Annotated in this window: 26 protein-coding genes and 2 pseudogenes; 13 read left to right on the plus strand and 15 right to left on the minus strand. The window is 60.3% G+C overall.

Annotated elements, in window-relative coordinates; all coding sequences use genetic code 11:
- Positions 1 to 9: 9 nt before the first annotated feature.
- Both E4Q08_RS03545 and E4Q08_RS03550 read right to left on the minus strand, forming a co-directional pair.
- Complete coding sequence (locus E4Q08_RS03545) at positions 10 to 864, minus strand: sulfurtransferase (RefSeq protein ID WP_169069371.1); 855 nt, start codon at positions 862 to 864, stop codon at positions 10 to 12.
- The gene (locus E4Q08_RS03550) at positions 861 to 1,220 is read right to left on the minus strand and encodes a SpoIIAA family protein (RefSeq protein WP_169069372.1); all 360 of its coding nucleotides are present in this window, start codon (positions 1,218 to 1,220) and stop codon (positions 861 to 863) included. The genes E4Q08_RS03545 and E4Q08_RS03550 overlap by 4 nt, the downstream gene beginning before the upstream one ends.
- A 138-nt stretch (positions 1,221 to 1,358) precedes the next feature.
- Here E4Q08_RS03550 and E4Q08_RS03555 point away from each other — a divergent pair, with 138 nt between their 5' ends.
- Genes E4Q08_RS03555 through folE2 form a run of 4 tightly spaced genes read left to right on the plus strand, consistent with a single transcriptional unit; the run spans position 1,359 to position 5,342 of the window.
- The gene (locus E4Q08_RS03555) at positions 1,359 to 1,646 is read left to right on the plus strand and encodes an exodeoxyribonuclease VII small subunit (RefSeq protein WP_169069373.1); all 288 of its coding nucleotides are present in this window, start codon (positions 1,359 to 1,361) and stop codon (positions 1,644 to 1,646) included.
- Positions 1,643 to 2,566, plus strand: a complete 924-nt coding sequence (locus E4Q08_RS03560) for a polyprenyl synthetase family protein (protein ID WP_169069374.1) — start codon at positions 1,643 to 1,645, stop codon at positions 2,564 to 2,566. The genes E4Q08_RS03555 and E4Q08_RS03560 overlap by 4 nt, the downstream gene beginning before the upstream one ends.
- A gap of 43 nt (positions 2,567 to 2,609) precedes the next feature.
- Entirely contained in the window at positions 2,610 to 4,502 is a 1,893-nt protein-coding gene (gene dxs, locus E4Q08_RS03565) for a 1-deoxy-D-xylulose-5-phosphate synthase (protein ID WP_169069375.1), read from the plus strand.
- A gap of 15 nt (positions 4,503 to 4,517) precedes the next feature.
- Positions 4,518 to 5,342, plus strand: a complete 825-nt coding sequence (folE2, locus tag E4Q08_RS03570) for a GTP cyclohydrolase FolE2 (RefSeq protein WP_211203296.1) — start codon at positions 4,518 to 4,520, stop codon at positions 5,340 to 5,342.
- A gap of 79 nt (positions 5,343 to 5,421) precedes the next feature.
- On the opposite strand, the gene rplS is transcribed toward folE2, so the two are convergent.
- From rplS to rpsP, 4 genes are all read right to left on the minus strand, one after another.
- Positions 5,422 to 5,787 (minus strand): 50S ribosomal protein L19, encoded by a 366-nt coding sequence (gene rplS, locus E4Q08_RS03575; protein ID WP_034918938.1) that lies wholly within the window; start codon positions 5,785 to 5,787, stop codon positions 5,422 to 5,424.
- Positions 5,788 to 5,809: 22 nt separating this feature from the next.
- Entirely contained in the window at positions 5,810 to 6,601 is a 792-nt protein-coding gene (trmD, locus tag E4Q08_RS03580; RefSeq protein ID WP_034918932.1) for a tRNA (guanosine(37)-N1)-methyltransferase TrmD, read from the minus strand.
- Positions 6,598 to 7,104, minus strand: coding sequence for a ribosome maturation factor RimM (gene rimM / locus E4Q08_RS03585; protein ID WP_034918940.1), 507 nt, complete (start codon positions 7,102 to 7,104; stop codon positions 6,598 to 6,600). The genes trmD and rimM overlap by 4 nt, the downstream gene beginning before the upstream one ends.
- Positions 7,105 to 7,170: 66 nt before the next feature.
- Positions 7,171 to 7,428, minus strand: coding sequence for a 30S ribosomal protein S16 (gene rpsP, locus E4Q08_RS03590; protein ID WP_034918928.1), 258 nt, complete (start codon positions 7,426 to 7,428; stop codon positions 7,171 to 7,173).
- 309 nt (positions 7,429 to 7,737) lie between these two features.
- Here rpsP and E4Q08_RS03595 point away from each other — a divergent pair, with 309 nt between their 5' ends.
- Positions 7,738 to 9,246 (plus strand): cyclic-di-GMP receptor FimW-related protein, encoded by a 1,509-nt coding sequence (locus E4Q08_RS03595; RefSeq protein ID WP_502869282.1) that lies wholly within the window; start codon positions 7,738 to 7,740, stop codon positions 9,244 to 9,246.
- A gap of 13 nt (positions 9,247 to 9,259) precedes the next feature.
- On the opposite strand, the gene E4Q08_RS03600 is transcribed toward E4Q08_RS03595, so the two are convergent.
- On the minus strand, positions 9,260 to 10,117 hold the full coding sequence (locus E4Q08_RS03600; RefSeq protein ID WP_169069377.1) for a YihY family inner membrane protein: 858 nt from the start codon (positions 10,115 to 10,117) through the stop codon (positions 9,260 to 9,262).
- A 43-nt stretch (positions 10,118 to 10,160) separates the two neighbouring features.
- On the opposite strand from E4Q08_RS03600, the gene E4Q08_RS03605 reads away from it, so the two are divergent.
- Positions 10,161 to 10,505: a DUF2069 domain-containing protein gene (locus E4Q08_RS03605; protein WP_169069378.1), complete on the plus strand. Its 345-nt coding sequence runs from the start codon at positions 10,161 to 10,163 to the stop codon at positions 10,503 to 10,505.
- A gap of 30 nt (positions 10,506 to 10,535) precedes the next feature.
- Here E4Q08_RS03605 and E4Q08_RS03610 read toward each other — a convergent pair whose 3' ends face one another.
- From E4Q08_RS03610 to ilvB, 5 genes are all read right to left on the minus strand, one after another.
- Complete coding sequence (locus E4Q08_RS03610; protein ID WP_169069379.1) at positions 10,536 to 12,074, minus strand: 2-isopropylmalate synthase; 1,539 nt, start codon at positions 12,072 to 12,074, stop codon at positions 10,536 to 10,538.
- Between the two features lie 106 nt (positions 12,075 to 12,180).
- On the minus strand, positions 12,181 to 12,948 hold the full coding sequence (gene pssA / locus E4Q08_RS03615; protein WP_169069380.1) for a CDP-diacylglycerol--serine O-phosphatidyltransferase: 768 nt from the start codon (positions 12,946 to 12,948) through the stop codon (positions 12,181 to 12,183).
- 83 nt (positions 12,949 to 13,031) lie between these two features.
- Positions 13,032 to 14,048: a ketol-acid reductoisomerase gene (gene ilvC / locus E4Q08_RS03620; RefSeq protein ID WP_169069381.1), complete on the minus strand. Its 1,017-nt coding sequence runs from the start codon at positions 14,046 to 14,048 to the stop codon at positions 13,032 to 13,034.
- Positions 14,045 to 14,575 (minus strand): acetolactate synthase small subunit, encoded by a 531-nt coding sequence (gene ilvN / locus E4Q08_RS03625; protein WP_169069382.1) that lies wholly within the window; start codon positions 14,573 to 14,575, stop codon positions 14,045 to 14,047. The genes ilvC and ilvN overlap by 4 nt, the downstream gene beginning before the upstream one ends.
- A 12-nt stretch (positions 14,576 to 14,587) precedes the next feature.
- Positions 14,588 to 16,300, minus strand: a complete 1,713-nt coding sequence (gene ilvB / locus E4Q08_RS03630) for a biosynthetic-type acetolactate synthase large subunit (protein ID WP_169069383.1) — start codon at positions 16,298 to 16,300, stop codon at positions 14,588 to 14,590.
- Positions 16,301 to 16,436: 136 nt separating this feature from the next.
- Between ilvB and E4Q08_RS03635 the strand changes: the two genes are divergently transcribed.
- From E4Q08_RS03635 to E4Q08_RS03650, 4 genes are read left to right on the plus strand one after another with little or no spacing between them, the layout of a single operon-like run.
- Positions 16,437 to 17,000, plus strand: coding sequence for an RNA polymerase sigma factor (locus E4Q08_RS03635; protein ID WP_034912371.1), 564 nt, complete (start codon positions 16,437 to 16,439; stop codon positions 16,998 to 17,000).
- Positions 16,997 to 17,371, plus strand: coding sequence for a DUF3619 family protein (locus E4Q08_RS03640; RefSeq protein WP_034912364.1), 375 nt, complete (start codon positions 16,997 to 16,999; stop codon positions 17,369 to 17,371). Before E4Q08_RS03635 ends, E4Q08_RS03640 begins: the two co-directional genes overlap by 4 nt.
- Positions 17,344 to 17,958, plus strand: a complete 615-nt coding sequence (locus E4Q08_RS03645) for a DUF3106 domain-containing protein (protein ID WP_169069384.1) — start codon at positions 17,344 to 17,346, stop codon at positions 17,956 to 17,958. The genes E4Q08_RS03640 and E4Q08_RS03645 overlap by 28 nt, the downstream gene beginning before the upstream one ends.
- A complete protein-coding gene (locus tag E4Q08_RS03650) occupies positions 17,958 to 18,383 on the plus strand; it encodes an RDD family protein (RefSeq protein WP_034912361.1) in 426 nt (141 codons plus the stop codon). Before E4Q08_RS03645 ends, E4Q08_RS03650 begins: the two co-directional genes overlap by 1 nt.
- 7 nt (positions 18,384 to 18,390) lie before the next feature.
- Here the strand turns inward: E4Q08_RS03650 and lptG are convergent.
- The 3 genes and pseudogenes from lptG to E4Q08_RS25610 form a co-directional block, all read right to left on the minus strand.
- Positions 18,391 to 19,465: pseudogene (lptG, locus tag E4Q08_RS03655) on the minus strand (LPS export ABC transporter permease LptG).
- Positions 19,462 to 19,872 (minus strand): LptF/LptG family permease, encoded by a 411-nt coding sequence (locus tag E4Q08_RS25605; protein WP_308240049.1) that lies wholly within the window; start codon positions 19,870 to 19,872, stop codon positions 19,462 to 19,464. The pseudogene lptG and the gene E4Q08_RS25605 overlap by 4 nt, the downstream one beginning before the upstream one ends.
- Before the next feature lie 82 nt (positions 19,873 to 19,954).
- Positions 19,955 to 20,542 (minus strand): annotated as a pseudogene (locus E4Q08_RS25610) (LptF/LptG family permease); the annotation flags it as partial.
- A gap of 75 nt (positions 20,543 to 20,617) precedes the next feature.
- Between E4Q08_RS25610 and E4Q08_RS03665 the strand changes: the two are divergent.
- From E4Q08_RS03665 to E4Q08_RS03675, 3 genes are read left to right on the plus strand one after another with little or no spacing between them, the layout of a single operon-like run.
- Positions 20,618 to 22,114, plus strand: coding sequence for a leucyl aminopeptidase (locus tag E4Q08_RS03665; protein ID WP_169069385.1), 1,497 nt, complete (start codon positions 20,618 to 20,620; stop codon positions 22,112 to 22,114).
- Positions 22,111 to 22,536, plus strand: a complete 426-nt coding sequence (locus tag E4Q08_RS03670; RefSeq protein ID WP_034915246.1) for a DNA polymerase III subunit chi — start codon at positions 22,111 to 22,113, stop codon at positions 22,534 to 22,536. The genes E4Q08_RS03665 and E4Q08_RS03670 overlap by 4 nt, the downstream gene beginning before the upstream one ends.
- The gene (locus E4Q08_RS03675) at positions 22,536 to 23,021 is read left to right on the plus strand and encodes a hypothetical protein (protein ID WP_034915243.1); all 486 of its coding nucleotides are present in this window, start codon (positions 22,536 to 22,538) and stop codon (positions 23,019 to 23,021) included. Before E4Q08_RS03670 ends, E4Q08_RS03675 begins: the two co-directional genes overlap by 1 nt.
- Positions 23,022 to 23,079 lie beyond the last annotated feature (58 nt).

The following is a 23,079-nucleotide window of genomic DNA, read 5'->3' on the forward strand; positions in this document are numbered from 1 at the left end:
CATGAGCGGTCAAGCCGGGGGTGCCTGGCAAACCACCGGCCGCGCCGGATCACTGCACCATTCGCTCCACGAACCCGCATAGAGGCGCGCCCCCGGCAATCCGGCGATTTCCATTGCCAGCAGGTTGTGGCAGGCAGTGACGCCCGAACCGCAAGACATCACCGCCTGCTCCGGAGGACTTCCGGCCAGCAGGGCCAGGAACTCGCGGCGCAGTTCGGCAGCCGGGCGAAAGCAGCCGTCGACGTCGAGATTGTCGCGGAAAAAGCGGTTGCGCGCGCCGGGAATATGCCCGCCCACCGGATCGAGGGTTTCATTTTCACCACGGAAGCGCTCAGGGGCACGTGCGTCGATCAGGCAGAAGCCGCTCTGCCCAAGACTGGCGAGGACCGCGTCGCTGCTCGTCACCGCCGCACGCAGATCGACCTCCAGCGTCGCCGGCGAGGAACTCGGTGAATCGGTCGCCAGCGGCCGTCCCTCCACCAGCCAGCGATCGATGCCACCGTCGAGCACCGCGACGCGATCATGGCCGAGCCAGCGCAGCAACCACCACAGACGGCTGGCAAAGGCGCCGCCGGCGTCGTCATAGGCGATTACCTGCGTGTCCAGGGCTACGCCCGCCGCGCCCAGTTTGTCGGCAAGCAGCAATGGATCGGGCAAGGGATGGCGGCCGTTGCGGCCATTCGTCGGCCCCGACAGATCCTGATCGAGATGCAGGAAAAAAGCGCCTGGCAGGTGAGCGGTCGCGTAGGCCCGGCTGCCCGCTGCCGGATCGTTCAGCTGATGACGGCAGTCGAAGACACGCCAGCCAGGATCGAAGAGATGATCGGCAAGGACTGCGCTGCTGACCAGGGTTCCATAGCTCATGCCAGCCCCTCCCCTTCCGCCAGCCAGGAACGCGCATCGACTTCCTCGTCGAAGATGCGCATTTCGGCGCGAACAAAAATCTGCGACAACCAGGCGCTCCAGGCCACCCACTGGCTATGCGTCAGTACGGCAATACGGCTGAAATCATTGGCATGGGCGCGCGCAAAGACGATATCTTCCCAGGCTACGTCGATGGTGAAGTCGGCCATTTCGCGCAGGTCAAAAAACAGGTCGACCGGTCCCTCGAACTGGATCGCGAAATTGACGGCATTCTCGAACTCCTTGTAGTCGGCAAGAGTGAATTCCGCATAAACCGTGACTTCGACGCGCTTCGGCTGTTGTTCGATGACAATCATGGCAGGCCCCCTTTTGCGATGCGCCAGTGTAGCATCAGTCCCGCCAGGCAGGTCTGCAGCTCGCAGGCGCGGCATGTTTTCATTTGACCGGAAGCCCACTAATAGGCTATTTTCGCCAGTTTGAGCCGAGCCTTTCCGATGCCACGACCAAAATCCGAGCATCCTGCCGACACTGCCCTCTCCGGCAAGGCAGGAGTAGCCGTTGGCGAGCTGAAATTCGAAGCAGCTCTCGCCGAACTCGAACAGATCGTTCAGAACATGGAGGGCGGCCGTCTGCCGCTCGAAGAATCGCTGGCTGCGTACCGACGCGGCAGCGAACTGCTCCAGCACTGCCAGCAGCAACTCGGCGATGCCGAACGCCAGATCCAGATTCTCGAGAATGGCACGCTGCGCGATTTCGAGCCGGATGGCGGAGTGGCGCGATGAGCACGCCTTCCTTGCAGCCCGCCAATCCCCACCGGCTGTCCTTTGCGGACTGGATGTTCGCTGTCCAGGCACGACTGGAAGCGACGCTTGCCCGCTGTCTGCCGCCCGGCGAAGCCATTCCAGGCCGTCTGCATGAAGCCATGCGCTACGCCACCCTGAATGGCGGCAAGCGGGTACGCCCATTGCTGGTGTTCGCTGCCGGCGAATTGACCGATGCTGCAGCAGAGCGACTGGACATCGCCGCCAGCGCCGTCGAGCTGATCCATAGCTACTCGCTGGTGCATGACGACCTGCCGTGCATGGACAATGACGTGCTGCGACGCGGCCGGCCGACCTGCCATGTCGAGTACGATCAGGCGACCGCCCTGCTGGTTGGCGACAGCCTGCAGTCGCTGGCTTTCGAGCTGCTGGCGCGCGAGGATTTCGGTGACCCCTGCCGGCAACTGGAAATGCTGCACCTCCTGGCGCGCGCCAGCGGTTCCTGTGGCATGGCTGGTGGGCAATCGATCGACCTGGAAGCCGTCGGCAAAAGCCTCGATCAACCCGAACTCGAATTGATGCATACCCTCAAGACCGGCGCCCTGATCCGTGCCGCCGTGCTGCTCGGTGGACTGTGTGGCAAGACACTGACGGTTGCGGAACGTACATCGCTGGATCGCTTTGCCAAGCGCGTCGGCTTGCTGTTCCAGGTCGTCGACGACATCCTCGACTGCACGGCCAGCACGGCGACGCTGGGCAAGACGGCAGGCAAGGATGCCGATGCTGAAAAACCGACCTACGTCACCCTGGTGGGGCTTGACCGCGCACGTGAATTTGCTGCCGATCTCAGGGTACAGGCACTCGAAGCCCTCGCCATTTTCGATGTGCGTGCGCAGCGGCTGGTCGAACTGACCCATTTCATTACTCAGCGCAAGTTCTAAGAACCATTTCTGGCTGCCACCGGGCGCTTCAGCAGGACTATCCATGACTCGTTACCCTCTACTCGACACCATCAGCGATCCAGCGCAGGTACGCAAACTTGAGCGCAAGCAACTGCCGCAACTCGCCGACGAGTTGCGCAGCTTCCTGGTGGAATCGGTAGCCAGAACCGGCGGACATCTTTCTTCGAACCTCGGCACGATCGAACTCACGGTCGCCCTGCACCACGTATTCGACACCCCGCACGATCGCCTGGTGTGGGACGTCGGCCACCAGACGTATCCGCACAAGGTGCTCACCGGTCGCCGTTCCGGCATGGCCAGGCTGCGGATGCACGGCGGCATTTCAGGTTTTCCGAAACGTAGCGAGAGCAAGTACGACACTTTCGGCGTCGGTCATTCATCCACCTCGATCTCGGCTGCACTCGGCATGGCGCTGGCTGCCAAGATCAAGGGCGAGCCGCGCAAGGTCGTGGCGATCATCGGCGATGGTGCAATGTCCGCTGGCCAGGCTTTTGAAGCATTGAACAATGCCGGCGTGGCGGATGCCGACATGCTCGTCGTGCTCAACGATAACGACATGTCGATCTCACCCGCAGTGGGTGCCCTCAACCGCTACCTGGCACGGCTCTTCTCCGGCGGCAGCTTCAATGCCGCGCGCAAGGCAGGCGAGAAGATTCTCGACTTTTCGCCATCGCTGCGGGAATTCGCCAAACGTGCCGAGGAGCACGTCAAGGGCATGCTGACGCCTGGCACCCTGTTCGAGGAAATGGGATTCAACTATATCGGCCCGATCGACGGCCACGACCTCGAATCGCTGATCCCCACCCTGCAGAATCTGAAAAATCTGAAGGGGCCGCAGTTCCTGCATGTGATCACCAAGAAGGGGCAGGGTTACAAGCTGGCAGAGGTTGATCCGATTCTCTACCACGGAGTCTCGAAGTTTCAGCCCGAGGTCGGCATCGCTGGTAGTCCGAGCGGGGTCAAGCCCAGTTACACGCAGATTTTTGGCGACTGGCTCTGCGACATGGCGGCGGCCGACCCGAAACTCGTCGGCATCACCCCGGCCATGCGTGAAGGATCCGGCCTGCTGCGCTTCAGCCAACGCTACCCGGACCGCTATTACGATGTCGGTATTGCCGAGCAGCATGCCGTCACCTTTGCCGCTGGCCTGGCTTGCGAGGGGCTGCGGCCGGTGCTGGCGATCTATTCGACCTTCCTGCAGCGCGGCTACGATCAACTGGTGCATGATGTCGCGCTGCAGAATCTGCCAGTGGTCTTCGCACTGGACCGCGGCGGCCTGGTCGGTGCCGATGGTCCCACCCACCATGGCGCTTTCGACCTCTCGTTCCTGAGCTGCATTCCCAATATGGTAGTGATGACTCCGTCCGACGAGGACGAGTGTCGCAAGATGCTGACCACCGCTTACCGCCTCGACGGTCCCAGTGCGGTTCGCTACCCGCGCGGCAGCGGTGCCGGCCTGGCCATTGACAAGGAACTCGTCGGACTACCGGTAGGCAAGGGTGAAATCCGCCGTCGCGGTAGCGGCGTTGCGCTGCTCGCCTTTGGCAGCATGCTGACGCCCGCTCTCGCTGCCGCCGAAGAACTCGATGCCAGCGTCGCCAACATGCGCTTTGTCAAACCGATCGACCGCGACCTGATCATTGCGCTGGCTGCGGAACATTCTCTGCTGGTCAGCGTCGAAGAAAATGCCGTGATTGGTGGTGCAGGTTCCGAGGTCGAACGCGTCCTCGAAGAAATCACCAGTCCGACTCGCCTGTTGCGGCTGGGAATTCCCGACCACTTCATCGAACACGGAGATCAAGCACTGCTGCTGGCGGAAATCGGCCTGGATCGCGAAGGAATCATCCGTGCAGTACGCGCACGCCAAGGCAACATGGCGGATTCGGGCGAGTCGATGCGAGCGTCCCAAAAATAACTACCTGGAGCAGCAATGAACGCACCCGAAACCCCACGCAACCCCGCAGTCATGGCGGACGTCCAGGGCTCGGCCGATACCCGACAGATCGCCATCAACAAAGTGGGGATCAAGGCCATCCGTCACCCGGTCAAGGTGCTCGACAAGTCTGGTGGCATCCAGCATACGATCGCCATCTTCAACATGTATGTCGGCCTGCCGCACAACTTCAAGGGCACCCACATGTCACGATTCGTGGAGATTCTCAACAGCCACGAACGCGAAATTTCGGTCGAGAATTTCCCGGCCATGCTGCGTGAAATGGTAGACCGGCTGGAAGCCGAAACCGGTCATATCGAAATGAGCTTTCCGTATTTCATCAACAAGACGGCGCCAGTGTCGGGAGTGCAAAGCCTGATGGATTACGACGTGACACTGATTGGCGAGATCTGTCACGGCCGTATCGAGTCGACGATCAAGGTCACTGTTCCGGTCGCCAGCCTCTGCCCGTGTTCCAAGCAGATTTCCGAGCGCGGGGCGCACAACCAGCGCTCCCATGTCACCGTTACTGTCCAGATCAACGATCACCTGTGGATCGAAGAACTGGTTCGTTTCGTCGAAACCGAGGCCTCCTGCGAGTTGTACGGCCTGCTCAAGCGTCCTGACGAGAAATACGTCACCGAGCGGGCTTACGACAACCCGAAGTTCGTCGAGGACATGGTGCGCGACGTGGCGGCACGTCTCAATGCCGAGCGTCGTATCGATGCCTATGTGATCGAGTCCGAAAACTTCGAGTCGATCCACAACCACTCGGCTTATGCGCTGATCGAAAACGACAAGCGGGTTTCAGCTCCCGCTTGAGTCTCCCCGGAAACGCGGCGCAGTCGCCCGCTCTCCCGACTTCGCCGCGTCACCACAGAACACGCAGGAACGCGCGTTTTCAGCGCTGCCGGCGGACCAGCTTTTCCTTGATCCGCGCCGACTTGCCGGAGCGCTCGCGCAGATAGTAGAGCTTGGCACGCCGTACGTCGCCACGACGCTTGACTTCAATCGCGGCCACCAGCGGCGAGTAGGTCTGAAAAGTACGCTCGACGCCCTCGCCGGATGAAACCTTGCGGACGATGAAACTGGAGTTGAGGCCGCGGTTGCGCTTGGCGATCACCACGCCTTCGTACGCCTGCAGGCGCTCGCGTGCGCCTTCTTTCACCTTGACCTGGACGACGACCGTGTCGCCCGGTGCAAACGGCGGTATGACCTTGCCCAGACGGGCGATTTCTTCCTGCTCAAGTTGCTCGATCAGATTCATTTTAGAACTCCATGCAAGCGAATTACGCTTTATTGTCCTGACCGCATTGCTCCTGAAACTTCACCAGGAGTTGCGTTTCCGATTTTGACAACGCGCGTCCCGCCAACAACTCGGGACGTCGCTGCCACGTTCGACCCAGTGCCTGTTGCAGGCGCCAGCGTCGTATCTCCTCGTGGTGACCGGAGAGCAGCACCTCCGGCACCCGCAGCCCTGCGTATTCCTCGGGCCGGGTATAGTGCGGGCAATCCAGCAAGCCCGCCACAAACGAATCCTGTTGTGCCGACTCGGCATCGTTCAGCACCCCCGGCAACTGCCTGACAACCGCGTCCAGCAGTGCCATCGCCGGGATTTCACCCCCCGAAAGGACGAAATCTCCGATGGAAATCTCCTCATCGACACAGCGTGCGATGAACCGCTCATCGATTCCTTCATAGCGCCCGCAAACCAGCAGCAGTGCTTCACCGGCCTGGGCCAGGCGCAGTACCCGCGCATGCGTCAGCAGCGGGCCCTGCGGCGACAGACAGATGACGCGGCTGGCGGACACACCCAGTGCCTGTTGCCGCGCTCGCGCCGCCTCGATTGCCGCTTCCAGTGGCGCCGGCATCATCACCATTCCCGGTCCACCGCCGTATGGACGATCATCGACGCTACGGTGCCGGTCGTGCGTGAAATCACGCGGGTTCCACAATTGCAGGCTCCAGCGCCCGGATTCGAGAGCCCTGCGCGTCACCCCCGACTGCGTGAGTGCGGCAAACATTTCAGGAAACAAGGTCACGACATCGGCGACAAACGGCCCCGCCTCTGACGCATTCACCAATCCGTTTCCCACTCAACGCGAACCCGCCGCTCGGCAAGGTCGACATCCAGCACTACCGCCGCCACGAAAGGCAACAGTCTTTCGCCACTCTCGCCATCGCCAACCCGCAGCACGGCGTTGGCCGGCGTTTCGATCAAACCGAGAATCCGACCCAGTGATTGCTCGCGGGTATTGCGCACTTCCAGACCAAGGAGGTCTGCCCAGTAGTATTCATCGGTCGCCGTCGGCGGCAAGGCTGCGCGCGGAACGCCAACCAGAGCACCCCGGATGGCTTCAGCAGCGGTACGATCGGCCACGCATGCGAGCCGGGCAAGCAGCAGATCGTTATGGAGCTGGCACCTGAGCAGTTTCATCTGACGCCACAGGCCGGGAGCATCGCCTTCCCTACCGACCCACCAGTGCGTCAGTCGCGACCAGGCCAATGGATCGTCGGCAAACGGATGTACGCGCACCTCGCCCTGCAGACCGCAGGCAGCGACAATCTTGCCGAGGACCACGATATCAGCAGGCGGAGATTCCGGGGCAAGCGCCGCAGTGGTGTCAGGCACGCCAACGACGGACAAGGTTCAGGCCGCCGCTACCACCTTGGTGGACTGCTTGAGCAGGCGAGCCACCGTTGGCGAAGTCTGGGCGCCCTGCTGCTGCCAGTAACTGAGACGGTCAGTCGCAATGTGCAGCCCCCGCTCATTGCCAGAAGCCTGCGGGTTGTAGAAGCCGATGCGCTCGATGAAGCGGCCATCACGGCGAGCGCGTGAATCAGCGACCACCATATTGTAGAAGGGGCGCTTCTTGGCGCCACCACGGGCCAGACGAATAACAACCATGTCAGTCTCTTCCAAATCCAGGAAAAGGGTGAAATTATAGCAAGAAAGCACAAGAAAAGATGCACATGCGCGACGATCCCACGATCCGTGCAAAAGATCTCCGCCAGAGGCCAAAAGCCATGGCAACGGAAACTTCACACTCCCTTCCATCTGGCCTCGCAGGTATAATCGGCGCAACCGCAGTGCTAACACAACGCTTGGATTTAAAGGCATGCCTTTGGACTCCGCGGTAGCTGCCATGTGCCACCACAAGCCAGTTACCAACGAGGCTGACAACATCACGACGCAAACCCCTTTGGCAGGTTGCTGATGACCGAAATCGCTTCCAATGCTGCTGACACAGATCGCAACGCGGCGCGTCCGCGGGAACTGCGAGATATTCTTCAGTGGCTCGCGTCGCCACTGGCGCCGCGGTCTTTAGACGAACTTCCTCTGTTGCGCTTGCACCTGAAGGATCTGCACGACGTCCAGGCGACACCGCTGCAACGCGCGCATGCCCTTGACCGTCTGTACAAGCGTGGCATGACGGTCATTGCGTGTCTGCTCCCGTCGGTGACCAGCGAGCTGGTGCTACCCGTGCCACGCAAGACGCGCCGCATCGTCAACAGTGTTCTGGATCTGCTGCAAATGCTCGCTGATGATACGCTTGCACTGCAGGAGGGAGTCCCGCGGCCGGCCCCTCCGCCGGAACTGGCTCTGTGGCGAAGCCTGCAGGCGCTCGCACAACAGCTGATGATCAGTCACTTGATTGCCTGTCCAACCCCTACCGGCTGCTGGCAACAGCTGCATCAGACCTATGCCACGGCGCGACGTCTGCAAGTGAATACTGCGGTCCCGAAGGGCACTTCGCGCAGCCTGCAGGATGTCTACTATTCGGCAGTCCTGCTCGGCTGTGCTCAGCCTGCGTCATTGACGCCACTGGAAGTCCTGTTCCTCGCGGCCTACTTTGAACGCTTTGCCGACCAGGTGGAAGTACTCTCCGCAGCGCTGCCCATAACCCCGGGAACTTTCTGGATCGACCCGGCACGCGACGTAGCCGCCTTATCGTCCTTACGCAAGATTTCTCGACCAACAGACCTGCCGGATTGTTTTTCTTGCCTTCGCCTGTGCTTGCTGCTCAAGGACCAGATCGCCCAACTCGATGCAGGCATCCCCGCGCAAGAGCTGAACCTGCCGGACTTCGCAGGCACGCCGGCCGGACGCGGCGTCCTGGTCCGCCTCGCGGCTCGCTGGGGCGATTCGGGAAAGCGCCGCTTTCTGCGCCGCAGACAGAACCACCGGACGCTCCTCGGTACCGGCATCGACGGACTGTGGCAACTCAGCAAGACAGGAGAAGCAGCCAATGTCAACGTATCGACCTGGATGGTGACCAACGAAAGCCCCGAGGGCTATGCCGTCATGCATGTTGCCGGCAACACCGGGGCACTGTCGGTTGGAAACGTGGTCGCCATCCGCACGGACTCTGACCAGAACTGGCAGATTTGCCTGGTCCGCTGGGCTTTGTCTGAAAACCCCGAGCATCTGGAACTCGGTTTGCAAATACTCGCGCCCAAGGCTGTGCCGGCCATTCTCGCGCAGCCATCCCATGGCACAGGGACCGAGCATCTGCGAGTGCTCATTCTGCCGGCGATCCCGAAGCTACGTTCCGGTCAAACACTGGTGGTCGCCACCGGGGCGTTGCCGAAAGAGCGCAAGAAACTGCTGCTGCTCATCGAGGGCGATAACATCAGCGTGCGCGAAGTCCACCGCACCAGCATTGACGAACAGACCAGCAGCGTCGAGATCCTGTCGATCGAACCTGACCAGAACCCGTTTTGATGTGCAAGAACAGTCATGACCGTTCAGAGGTGCCGTTTCCGGCGCTGTTTCCAGGACCTCTGAACTCGGGCAGGGTCGCCGCCACCAGTGCACCCAGCAGCACCACCGCCCACGACAGGTAGAGCCACAAGAGAAATATCGGCAACGTTGCGAACGTGCCATAGACTACTGTATACGTTGGGAAATTCGACAGGTAGAACTCGAATCCCTTTTGTAGCAGCAGGAATCCCAGGGCGGCAAACAGCCCTGCCCATGCCGAGTCGCGTGACGCCACCCGGGTATTGGGGAGCACATGGTACAGCCCGCCAAGAAACAGGCTTGCAATCACCAGCCCGAGTGCCTTGAACAGGATTCGCCTGACCCACGGCAACTCGTCCAGAACGCCCAGCGAAGTGGTGACGGCATACGAACTGGCCAGCAGCACGCTACCAATCACCACTGGCCACAAGACAAGCAGGGCGGCAAACAAACGCAGGCGCCGCCACCAGGGACGCGTCTCGCGCACCGACCAGACGTGATTGAAGGCACGCTCAATGGTCAGCAACAGCATCAGGACAGTCGCCACCAAAGCCAGCGAACCGACCGCAGTGACATTCGCCGCCTTCTGGGAAAACTCGAGGACGTACGCGATGATCATCCCGGCGCCACGCTCCGGCAGCAGACTGCGGGCCAGAGAAAGCTCCAACTGCTCAACAATGCTCGGGAAAAAGGGAACGAGCGCGACAATGCTCAGAACAACGGCGACCAGTGGTACCAATGACAGCAGAGTGGTAAAAGCGAGGCTGGCGCTGATCTGATCGAAGTTCTCCTCGACAAAGCGACGTCGGACGCGCGCCGCAAAACGACGCCAAGGAAAATGTGCGGGAGACATAAGGTGGATATAATAGCTGCATGCCTGAAAAAATCGACACTTGATGATCCGCAGTCTCTACCTGGTGGCCTGCAGCAGCCTGATTGCGCTGATTTTTCTGTGTCTCGCCTGGGAGTTGCGCCTCGCCCCGGTCCATCCGGGCGGCTCCTGGCTGGCCCTGAAGTGCCTGCCGCTGCTGGCGCCGCTATTCGGAATCCTGCATGGTCGCCGCTACTCGTACCAGTGGGCATCGATGCTGATCCTGCTGTATTTCACGGAAGGCATCGTCCGTGCCACCACAGAAAGGGGCACCGGGCAGTGGCTGGCGATCGCCGAAACCATCCTGGCGCTGATCTTTTTTGGCGCCAGCGTCGCCTACGCCAGACTGACCCGCCCCTCGGCACGCTGAATCACGCCCACGCCCGCCTCGCGCTGGCCGTCAGACATCGCCCTGCGGATCCAGACGATCGGGAAACTGCAGTTTGTTCAAGGCATTGAGGTAGGCCTTCGCCGAAGCAATGACGATGTCGGTATCAGCACCATTGCCATTGACGATGCGGCCGGCCTTTGCCAGACGAACGGTTACCTCGCCCTGGGCGTCGGTACCCGTGGTAATCGCGTTGACCGAGTAGAGCAGCAATTCGGCACCGCTGGCAGCGATCGATTCGATCGCCTTGAATGCTGCGTCGACCGGACCGCTACCAATCCCCGATGCCTTCTTCTCGACACCACCAACCGTCAGCGTGACATCTGCTGCCGGCGTTTCGCCGGTTTCCGAACAAACCCTTGAATAGACCAGCTTGAAGTACTCGCCATCGGGCGCCAGGTCTTCATCCGAAACCAGTGCCTGCAGATCCTCGTCAAAGATTTCATGCTTCTTGTCGGCCAGTTCCTTGAAGCGGGCAAACGCAGCATTCAGTGCCTCCTCTCCGTCGAGAACGATACCCAGCGCCAACAGGCGCGACTTGAAGGCATTGCGTCCCGAGTGCTTGCCGAGCACCAGTTTGTTCTGTGCCCAGCCAACATCCTCGGCACGCATGATCTCGTAGGTTTCGCGATGTTTGAGCACACCGTCCTGGTGAATCCCGGATTCGTGCGCAAACGCATTGGCACCGACGACGGCCTTGTTGGGCTGCACCGGGTAGCCGGTAATCTGGGAAACCAGCTTCGACGCAGGAACGATTTGCGTCGTATCGATGCGCGTCTGCACGGGAAAAAGGTCACTGCGAGTGCGTACCGCCATCACTACTTCTTCGAGCGAGGCGTTGCCTGCCCGCTCCCCCAGGCCATTGATCGTACATTCGACCTGGCGGGCGCCGGCCAGCACTGCCGACAGCGAATTCGCGACCGCCATGCCCAGATCGTTGTGGCAATGGGTGGACCACACCACCCGGCTTGCCCCTGGCACGCGCTCGATCAGGGTGCGCATCAGATCGCCCCACACCGAGGGGACACTGTAGCCGACGGTATCAGGAACATTGATGGTGGTGGCTCCCGCATCGATGGCCGCAGTGAAAACGCGACAGAGAAAATCGACCTCAGAGCGCACCGCATCCTCGGCCGAGAACTCGACATCGTCGGTGTATTCGCGTGCCCAGTGCACGGCACGCACGGCCGCATCGACCACCTGATCGGGCGTCATGCGCAACTTCTTCTCCATGTGGATCGGGCTGGTGGCGATGAACGTATGAATACGCCCGCGCGCTGCCGGCGCAATCGCCTCACCGGCACGACGAATGTCATTCTCGTTGGAACGAGCGAGCGAGCAGACCGTCGACCCCTTGATGATTCTGGCAATCGACTGAATGGCCTCGAAGTCACCGGGTGACGCCGCCGCAAAACCCGCCTCGATCACGTCAACCTGCATGCGTTCAAGCTGGCGCGCGACGCGCAGCTTCTCTTCCCTGGTCATCGAAGCGCCCGGGCTCTGTTCGCCGTCGCGCAAGGTCGTATCAAAAATTACCAAGTGCTCTTTCATGTACTGACTCCGGAGATAAGGATGGACTACCCTGCAACGGCTACCCTGGCTGGGTCACCGACCGACGATGCGCGAAGCTTGGTGCCGCAAGATGAGCGACACGGAACTAAGCCACCGGCGGCGGTGATGGCTTGCGCCGGAGCCACTGCATCAGCGCCAGGACGTAGCCCGAGAGAGCATACGCAACGAAAAGCCCAAACAGGGCAACCGGCGTATCGTAGGAGACCACGGCGAAGCCAAGCGCGATGGCGACAACGAAGATGAACGGTACGCTGCGCCGCAGGTTGACGTCCTTGAAACTGTAGAAGCGGACATTGGACACCATCGAGATGCCGGCAAAGATCACCAGCCCACAGGTCAGCCAGCGCACCTCGGCAGCAGCAATGTTCTTTTCGATCATCACCCAGAAGAAACCGGTCACCAAAGCAGCCGCAGCCGGGCTCGGCAAGCCCTGGAAATAGCGCCGGTCGATCACTTCCAGCGTCGTATTGAAGCGCGCCAGCCTGAGCGCTGCGCCGACGCAGTAGATGAAGGCGGCAATCCAGCCGAGCCTCCCCATGTCCTTGAGCGCCCACGCGTAGGTGACCAGCGCCGGGGCGACTCCGAACGAGACCATGTCGGACAGCGAATCGTACTCCGCCCCGAACGCGCTTTGCGTGCGCGTCATGCGCGCCACCCGCCCATCGAGGCCATCAAGCACCATGGCCACGAAAATGCCCACTGCTGCCTGCTCGAAGCTGCCCTTCATCGCCTGCACGATGGCGAAGAAGCCGCCGAACAATGCTGCCGTAGTGAACAGATTCGGCAAAACATAGATGCCTCGGCGCCGCAACTCGGGGTTGAACAAGGTTTTGCGAGGCTTGATTTCGGGCATTGCGCTATGGAGTGAAAACGGGCAAGAACCAGGAAGGCGGAAGGCAGCGCGACTACCTTCCGCCCGGCAAGCCATGGAATCGATCAGTTCTTGCTCTGATCCACCAGCCGGTTCTTCTTGATCCAGGGCATCATGTCGCGCAGTTTGGCACCAACGGTCTCGATCTCATGCTGCGCCATCAGACGGCGACGCGCAGTCATTGCCGGGTAATTGGTTCGCCCTTCGAGGATAAACATCTTCGCGTAATCACCGTTCTGAATCCTTTTGAGCGCCGCACGCATGGCGGCACGCGAGCTCTCGTTGATCACTTCCGGCCCGGTCACGTACTCGCCATATTCGGCATTGTTCGAAATCGAGTAGTTCATGTTGGCGATGCCGCCTTCGTACATCAGGTCAACAATCAGCTTGAGTTCATGCAGGCACTCGAAGTACGCCATCTCGGGTGCATATCCCGCCTCGACCAGCGTCTCGAAGCCCATCTTGGCCAGTTCTACGACACCACCGCAGAGCACGGTCTGCTCTCCAAATAGGTCTGTTTCCGTCTCCTCACGAAAGTTGGTCTCGATCACCCCGCCCTTGGTCCCGCCATTCGCTGCCGCGTAGGAAAGCGCGATGTCCTTGGCTTTACCGGAGTGGTCCTGGTGCACGGCGATCAGCGACGGCACACCGCCACCCTTGAGGTACTCCGAACGTACCGTATGCCCTGGACCCTTAGGTGCAACCATGATGACGTCCACATCGTCACGCGGCACCACCTGGTTGTAATGCACATTGAAGCCGTGTGCAAATGCCAGGGCTGCACCTTTCTTCATGTTCGGTGCCACTTCCGCGTTGTATACCTGCGGAATGGTCTCATCCGGAAGCAGCATCATCACCACATCGGCACCCCTGACGGCCCTGGCCACTTCTTCCACCTTCAGGCCGGCATTCTCGGCCTTGCTCCAGGAAGAACCCTCCTTGCGCAAACCGACCGTCACCTTGACACCGGAATCGCTCAGATTCTGTGCATGCGCATGCCCCTGGGATCCGTAGCCAACGATGGTGACTTTCTTGCCCTTGATCAGGGAGAGGTCGGCGTCCTTGTCGTAATATACTTTCATGGAATTTCCTTCACTGTCCTGCAGTTTGCTCTGATTAGACTTTTTAGAATACGTTCGCCACGACCGATGCCGCAGACGCCGGTACGCACCGTCTCGAGAATCAATCCGGCATCGATCGCCTGGATGAACGAGTCGAGTTTCGCGCCGCTGGCAGTCAGCTCGACCACATAGGTCGATTCGGTCACGTCGATGATGTGACCACGAAAGATGTCGGCCAGACGCTTCAGTTCCTCGCGGTCCTTGCCCGTGGCACGCACCTTGATCAGCATCAACTCCCGCTCGATATGGGCGGCTTCAGAGAGATCGACGACCTTGATGACGTCGATCAGTTTGTTCAGTTGCTTGGTGATCTGCTCGATCACCGCATCGGTACCCGAGGTGACGATGGTCAGACGTGAAAGCGAGACGTCCTCGGTTGGCGCGACCGTCAAGGTCTCGATGTTGTAAGCGCGCGCCGAGAACAGGCCCGCCACCCGCGACAGCGCACCAGCTTCGTTCTCCAGCAGGACTGAAATAATGTGTCGCATCTTGCCTTTCCCTTACAGGTCTTCAGTCAGGATCATGTCGGCCAGACCTTTGCCGGCGGCCACCATCGGAAAGACATTTGCCTTCTGATCGGTGATGAAATCCATGAATACGAGATCGTCCTTGTGTTCGATAAATGCCTTGCGCAGCGCTGGCTCGACGTCCTCCGGCTTTTCGATGCGCATGCCGACATGCCCATAAGCTTCAGCCAGCTTGACGAAGTCGGGCAAGGAATCCATGTACGACTCCGAATAACGACTCCCGTAGAACATCTCCTGCCACTGCCGAACCATTCCCAGGTAACGGTTGTTGAGGTTGATGATCTTGATCGGCAAACGAAACTGCTTGGCGGTCGAAAGCTCCTGGATACACATCTGGATCGAGCCTTCGCCAGTGACACAGGCAACCTGCATCTCCGGATGCTGCAGAGCCGCCCCCATGGCGTAAGGCAGACCGACCCCCATGGTGCCCAGGCCGCCCGAATTGAGCCAACGACGAGGTTCGTCGAACTTGTAGTATTGCGCTGCCCACATCTGATGCTGACCGACATCGGAAGTCACGATCGCCTTGCCTCCAGTCACTTCATACAGTTTCTCCATGACGTACTGCGGCATGATGATGCTCTTCTTCATCCGGTATTTCATGCACTGCTTGGCGCGCCACTCCTCGATCTCATGCCACCACGCCGCCAGCACCTCGGGATCCGGGCTGGCATTCCCGGCATCCAACAACCTCAGCATTTCCTCGAGGACATCCGGGACATTGCCGACGATTGGCACATCGACCTTGACGCGTTTGGAGATCGACGAGGGATCGATATCGACGTGAATGATCTTGCGCGGTAGAGAAGAGAAGTTGTCCGGATTGCCGATCACCCGGTCGTCAAAACGGGCGCCGATGGCCAGTAACACGTCGCAGTGCTGCATCGCCAGGTTGGCCTCGACGGTGCCATGCATGCCAGGCATGCCAAGAAACTGTCGGTCGGTTCCCGGATAAGCACCGAGGCCCATCAGGGTATTGGTGATCGGAAAGCCCAGGCGGCGGGTGAGCCGGGTCAATTGCTCGGCGCCATTGGAGAGAATGGCGCCTCCACCGGAGTAGATCATCGGCCGCTTGGCTTCAAGCAACAGGTGAACCGCTTTCCTGATCTGGCCCAGATGCCCCTTGATGACCGGGTTGTACGACCGCATCTGGATCGTCTCCGGATACTCGAACTTGCACTTGGCCGCGGTAACGTCCTTCGGAATATCCACGACCACCGGACCCGGACGGCCGCTGTTGGCAATGTAGAAGGCCTTCTTCATCGTTACTGCCAGCTGGTGTACGTCATTCACCAGGAAGTTGTGCTTGACGCAAGGCCGGGTGATCCCGACAGTATCGCACTCCTGAAAAGCGTCCTGGCCGATATAGGCATTCGGCACCTGTCCCGAGATCACCACCAGCGGCACCGAATCCATATAGGCTGTGGCAATGCCGGTCACGGCGTTGGTCGCGCCAGGACCCGAGGTCACCAGCGCCACGCCGACCTTGTGCGACGAACGCGCCAGACCGTCGGCCGCATGTACTGCAGCCTGTTCGTGGCGAACCAGAATATGTTTGATCTGATCCTGCTTGAACAGCGCATCATAAATGTGAAGTACCGACCCACCCGGATAGCCGAATACATATTCGACCTTTTCTTCCTGCAGGCACCTGATTACAATCTCCGCACCGGTCATCATCGTCATCGCCGTCGCCCCAGCAAGCAAATTGCTCGAAAAAAGTCTGCCACGTTAAAGCTTTGGCCGCGATTGGTCAAGGCATTCACAACAAGCAACGCCTGCGGAAACCGCTTCCAACCCAACAACAGCAAGGATTCTCGCTCTGGCCAGCCAACGCGAACTGTCGGATTTCCTCACTGCAATCGAACGCCGTGCTTTCAAACAGGCCATGTTCGCGGTGCGTAACGAAGAGTCAGCGCTCGACATCGTTCAGGACACGATGATGAAGCTCGCCGAAAAATATGGCGATCGCCCGCAGACCGAGCTACCGATGCTTTTTCAACGCATCCTGCAGAATACCATTCGCGACTACTACCGGCGCAGCAAGGTTCGCTCGCTGTGGACCACCTTGCTCTCCTCACTTTCACCCAGCGATGACGAGGATTACGATCCGCTCGAAACCATCAGCGGCGAATCGGGGTCGTATAGCCCGCAAACGCCGGACGGTCAACTCCAGCAGACGCAAATCCTTGCGATAATTGAGAAAGAGATAGAATCGCTGCCAGCACGTCAACGCGAAGCCTTCCTTCTGCGTTACTGGGAAGATATGGATGTTGCCGAGACGGCGTCTGTCATGGGCTGTTCGGAGGGCAGCGTCAAAACGCATTGCTCGCGTGCCAATCATGCGCTGGCGGCTGCACTGAAAGCAAGAGGAATCACCTTATGAATGAGCTGCATTTTACCTACAAGATCAAGCAACACCTGAATCATGGACTACAACTGCCCGCGGGAACCCTCAAACGCCTGGAAGGTGCGAGGCAACTGGCGCTGGCGCAGCAGAAGGTTTCGGAGCACCAATCGGTGCTGGCCGGAGCTGGCAGCTTTGTACTGCATCAGGTCGACAACCTGCACCTCAAGCAGGTATTGCTGGCCCTTATCGTCGTTCTCGGCATTACCAGCTACACGTACTGGTATGCAGACCAGAGCATCACCGAAATCGAGATCATCGACAGTGCGCTGCTTTCGGACGATCTGCCAATCGCTGCGTTTACCGACAAGGGCTTTGATGCATGGCTGAAAAGCTCCGCGTCGCAGTAATCCTCGGTGGCTTCATGGCGCTTACGGCCTGGGCAGACGTACCCGGGCCGTCGGCGATGGTCACCCTACCGCAGCCACAATGGACCGAGCTGACGGTCGAGCAAAAGCTCATCCTCGCGCCACTCAGTGACGACTGGGATGCGATGGAGTACAGCCGCCAGAAGAAATGGCTCGGCATCACGCGCCGCTTCACCACCATGACGCCGGAAGAGCAACGCCGAATCCAGGTTCAGATGCAGGAGTGGGCGAAACTGACGCCCGAGCAGCGACGCATCGCTCGCGAGAGCTTCATGACCGCCAACAAGCTTCCGATCGAAAAGAAACAGGAACTCAAGCAGAAATGGGAGGAATACTCCAGCCTGCCGGAAGAAGAAAAGGCGAGACTCAAGCAACAAGCCGCGAGCAAGTCGGTCCCGAAACCAGGGAGCTTACCCGGTAGCGCCACGCCCACCAGCACAGCCGCGCCGACGCCATCGGCACCCCCGGTAGTCGGTACTCCACCCCCCCCTGCAGCGGAAACCGCCAGCCCACCGTTGCCGCTGGTCACTACAGCCCCGCCCGTCAGCGAAGCGGAAGTCCGGCGCTGATGCCGGCTACGCAAGTCGTCGAGCGGCCGGGCATCCTGCGTCGTCTGTTGAGCATGGCATACGAGTCCCTGCTGCTGTTTGCAGTACTGGCCGTGCTGCTGGTTCTGCCGCACCTTCTCCTCGGAGCCTTCGCGCACCGCCTGGCGTCGCCGGTCCTGTTGCAGGCGCATTGCTTCCTCGTGATGCTGATCTATTTTCTCTGGTTCTGGAGCAACGGGCGACGGACCCTGGCCATGAAGACCTGGCGCATTCGGCTGGTGACCCGTGATGGCTTGCCTGTACGCCCGGCCCGGGCGCTCCTGCGCTATCTGTTGAGCTGGCCGAGCATCGTTCTCGGCGGCGCCGGCATACTCTGGGCATTGTTCGATCGCGACCGGCAATTTCTGCACGACCGTCTCGCCGGCACGCAGCTGATCATCAACTGAGCGCCGATCAGCGCTTTTCCACCCACCAGATCATGACTGCTGCCGTCAGCAGGAACAGCACCGACGGTGTGACTGCGCTGAGCAGCGGTGACCAGCTGTTGATCGCACCGAGATTGGCGAACAAGCCGTTGAGCATGTAAAAGAGGATTCCGGTCATCACTCCGGCGAAGATCTGCATGCCTACCCGGTCGGCCCGGTAATGCGCGCCAGCAAACGGCAAGGCGAGAGCCACCATGACCAATGCTGCCAGCGGATAGACCACTTTTTTTCCAGAAAGCGATGTCGTAGCGGTTGGTCTTCTGATGATTGTCAGCCAAATGTTTGGTATAGGCCGACAGGTGCCGCAGCGACATCCGATCGGGGGAAACCATCAGTACTGCAAGAATGTCCGGATTCAGGGCCGATCGCCACAACATCTCCGGCATCTTGTGGACTTCGGCCCGCTCTGCAAGCAGGACGGTCTGTACCACTTCGGTCAAGCGCCAACTGTCGGGAAGCACGTGTTTCCCCTCCGCGGCCTCGGTAACGGAACGCAATTGTGCCTTCTCGTCAAATTCGTAAATGCGGATGCCGCGTAAACGCGCATCCGGCAGAACGACGCGCACGTTGATGAAACTCCGTTCGTCCTTGACCCACAGGCCCGACCGCAGATCCTGTCCGACCATTCGGCCCTTTTCCTTCAGGCGCATTTGATACGCCGCACGTTCGGCCGGTGGCGCCACAAACTCACCGATCAGGTAGGTCGCCAGGGCAAACAGGCCTGCCAGCTGAAACAGACCGCCGAGAAGGGCTGCGGTGGACAAACCCGAGGCGCGCAAGACGGTGAGCTCGGAATGACGGGCGAGAGTCGAGAGTGCATAAAGCGTACCGATCAGGACGGCAATCGGCATCAATTCATAGGCACGCCCCGGCGCGCGCAGCAAGACGAAGCCAAGGGCATGGTGCAACTGATACCCGCCCTGTCCGACACCCTTGATCTCGCCGAGCAGATCGAAGAAGGCAAACAAGGCCAGAAAAGCCAGCAACACCAGCAGGATGGCAGCGGAGACCTCGCGCGCCAGGTAGCGACGATAGACCTTCATCGAGACAGACGGGCGAATGGGCGTACGGCAATACGATGGTAGAACATCAGCGGCAGGAGAGCCAGCATGAACAGATGCACCGCCAGCACGCCGAAAGCAAACGAAACCTTCCCGCTCGCCACCCAGCCCTGGCTAATGGTCACCAGATTGTTGTAGATCAGGTAGACGAGAATGGCGAGCAGCATGTTCGCCGAACGACCCGCACGCGGATTGACGAACGACAGAGGAATCGCCAGCAAGGCCAGCACGACCGCCGAGAACGGCATGCTGAAACGGTAAAGCAGCTCGGCCCGATAGACCGGCAAATCGATGGGCAGCAGATCCACGGTAGGCATCGTCCTCGGTGTCGGCACGATGCCGCGTGCCTCCCGGGTCTCCACGCGAACCGCGTAGCGCGCATACTCCATGATGCGGAACTCTGCAGTACCGGGGGGGAAACTCGTAGCGACGGCCGTTCTGCAGGACGATGAAGCGGTCACCGTTCTCGGCGATCTCCTGATGCCCGGAGGCCGCCATCGTCACCCCCAAACGATCAGGCCGCAGTTCGTTGACGAACACATTCGAGACATTGCTGGTGTCATCAGCAACCCCTTCCACAAATACTACGCGATCGCCGGCAGACGATTCCTGAAAAGCACCGGGAGAGATCTGACCCGCATCGTGTCGAGAACTCAGTTTGCCGCGAAACTCGGCGCTCTGCGACAAGGCCCAGGGGGAAAGAAAGAGGGAAAGCACCGAGATGGTCAGCACCAGCGGCATCACGAACACCAATACCGGCCGAATCCACGCCGTCAGCGGCAATCCGGCAGAGAACCAGACGACCATCTCGGAATCCCGATAGCTGCGCGACAGCGTCAACAAGATGGCGACAAACGACGACAGCGACAACAACACCGGCAGGTAGTAGAGCGCCGAGAAACCGAGCAGCGCCACCACCGCGTCCGGCTCGACACTGCCCTGTGCCGCTTCACTGAGCAGCCGAATCAATTGGGTCGTCATCATGATGGCGAAAAGCGCAGTGAAGACGCCGGCTGCCAAGTGCGTGAACTCGCGCCGGACAGCACGCTGGAAGATCATTTTTTTGACTTTGGTGAAAAACTGCAGTGATAATCGGCTTTTCGCAAACGGCGCGGGTTGCCTGAGGAGGGGTAAGTGGAATTTAGCATAAAAAGTGGTAGCCCGGAAAAGCAACGCAGCGCCTGTGTGGTGGTCGGCATTTTCGAACCACGCAAGCTGACCCTGGCTGCCGAGCTTCTGGACAACGCGGCGCACAACCATCTTTCGGACATCATTCGCCGCGGCGACATGGAGGGAAAGGCGGGCTCGACGCTGCTGCTGCACAATGTTCCGGGCACGCTCTGCGACCGGGTCCTGCTGGTCGGTCTCGGCAAGGAAAAGGAGTTCGGCGACAAGGCCTACTGCGAAGCCATTCACAGTGCCGTGCGGACGCTCAACGAAACCGGCGCCTTTGACGGCACCGTCTTTCTGACCGAAACGAGCGTCAGGAAGCGCAGCTCTGCCTGGCGTGTTCGTCAGGCCACCCTTGTGGCGCAGGAAACCGTATATCGTTTCGATCAGTTCAAGAGCAAGAAGGACAAGGTGCGCCGACCCTTGCGCAAACTCACCTTTGTCGTTGATCGTCGCAACGAACTGACCATTGCCGAGGAAGCGCTGCGCCAGGGACAGGCCATTGCCGAAGGCATGTCCCTGGCAAAAGATCTCGCCAATCTGCCGGGTAATGTGTGCACCCCCGCCTTTCTTGCCGAAACGGCACAAAAGATGGCTGCCGAACACAAGCTGGAGTGCCAGATTCTCGAACGTGACGAGATGGCCGCACTGGGCATGCATTCCTTGCTTGCCGTTGCCAAAGGCTCGCAGCAGCCACCAAAACTGATTGTCCTGCAGTACAAGGGCGGCAAGAACGATGACCAGCCAGTGGTCCTCGTCGGCAAGGGAATCACTTTCGACAGTGGGGGAATTTCCCTCAAGCCGGCGCCGGAAATGGACGAGATGAAGTACGACATGTGCGGCGCCGCCGGCGTGCTGGGTACGATCAAGGCTGCGGCGCTGATGAAACTGCCGATCAATCTGACGGTGATCGTCCCGACCGCAGAAAACATGCCCGGCGGGGCCGCCACACGACCAGGCGACATCGTTACCTCGATGTCCGGTCAAACCATCGAAATCCTCAACACCGATGCGGAAGGCCGCCTCGTTCTCTGCGATGCACTGACTTACGCCGCACGCTTTCAACCGGAGACGGTGATCGACGTCGCCACGCTCACCGGCGCCTGCGTGATCGCTCTCGGCCATATCGCGACCGGTCTCTTTGCGAACAACGAGGCCCTGGCGAGGGAACTCGTGCATGCCGGCGATGAAGCGCACGACCGCGCCTGGCAAATGCCCTTGTGGGACGACTACCAGGAACTGCTCAAGAGCCCTTTCGCCGACATGGCCAACATCGGTGGCCGCTGGGGAGGCAGCATCACCGCTGCATGTTTTCTCGCCCGTTTTACCAAAAAATACGTCTGGGCCCATCTCGACATCGCCGGCACTGCCTGGAAGTCGGGCACGGACAAGGGCGCGACCGGGCGACCCGTGCCGCTGCTCATGCACTATTTGCTGAAACGCGCAGGCAAGCTGAATTGACACGAATATTCTTCTACCACAACGCCTCTGACCGGATTGCTGCGACCGCCGCCCTGATCGGCAAGGCCCTGGCACAGAAGAAGGCCTCGCTGGTCTATGCACCGGATGCCGAGGTCGCCGTGGCACTCGACCGCTGGCTATGGATGCACCCGCCAACCAGCTTCATCCCGCATGTGGAGATCAACTCGCCACTCGCCGCCGAAACTCCGGTGCTGATTGCCGGCCGACTGGACGTCATACCGCAGGATGAACGACTGTTCAACCTCGCTGCCGAGGTACCCCCGGGGTTTTCTCGTTTTGCCAGCCTCATCGAAGTGGTCGGTCAGGGGGAAGAAGAGCGCGTCGCCGGTCGCCAGCGCGCCAGGTTCTACAAGGATCGCGGCTACGACCTCCAGTATGTCGATCTGACAGGGAAAGGCTGATGGCCGACGACAACGATCTGATCCGTCGGGTGGACTCCCTGATCAACGCCGATGCAGGCGCTGCCGGCAGCGACCACCGCGACGGTTCGCGACGGCTGCGGCGACGGCGCAGCTTCCTGGCCTCGACCACGCCAGCCGACTCGTCAGCAAGCCGAACGCCCGCCACCCCGTCGGGCGAAGACGAGGACGACCTGCCGGTCCTCACCGAAGTGGTCTTGCCGGCGCCAGAAGTCCCGGCAGAAGACCGCGCCAGGCTGCGCGAGACCCTGGCCGCAGAGCTCGCCGAACGCCTTGATCAGCAACTGCAGAGCGAAATGCCGGTGCTCGTCGAAGCGGCGCTGCTGACTGCCACGGACCACTTGCAGAACGGCATCGCCGCAACCATTGCAGCAGTATTGCATGACTTCATCGAGCAAAACGAGCAGGCTCGACAGCTCATCGAAGAACCCGCTGGCAGCCAGCCAGCCACTCCTGAGCAGGCCTAGGCGTCGTACCGGGGTAGCCGCGCGATGCGGGTATAATGCGAGCTCCTGCCATTCCCCA

The organism is Candidatus Accumulibacter contiguus (genome assembly GCF_012940005.1).
GTDB lineage: Bacteria > Pseudomonadota > Gammaproteobacteria > Burkholderiales > Rhodocyclaceae > Accumulibacter > Accumulibacter contiguus.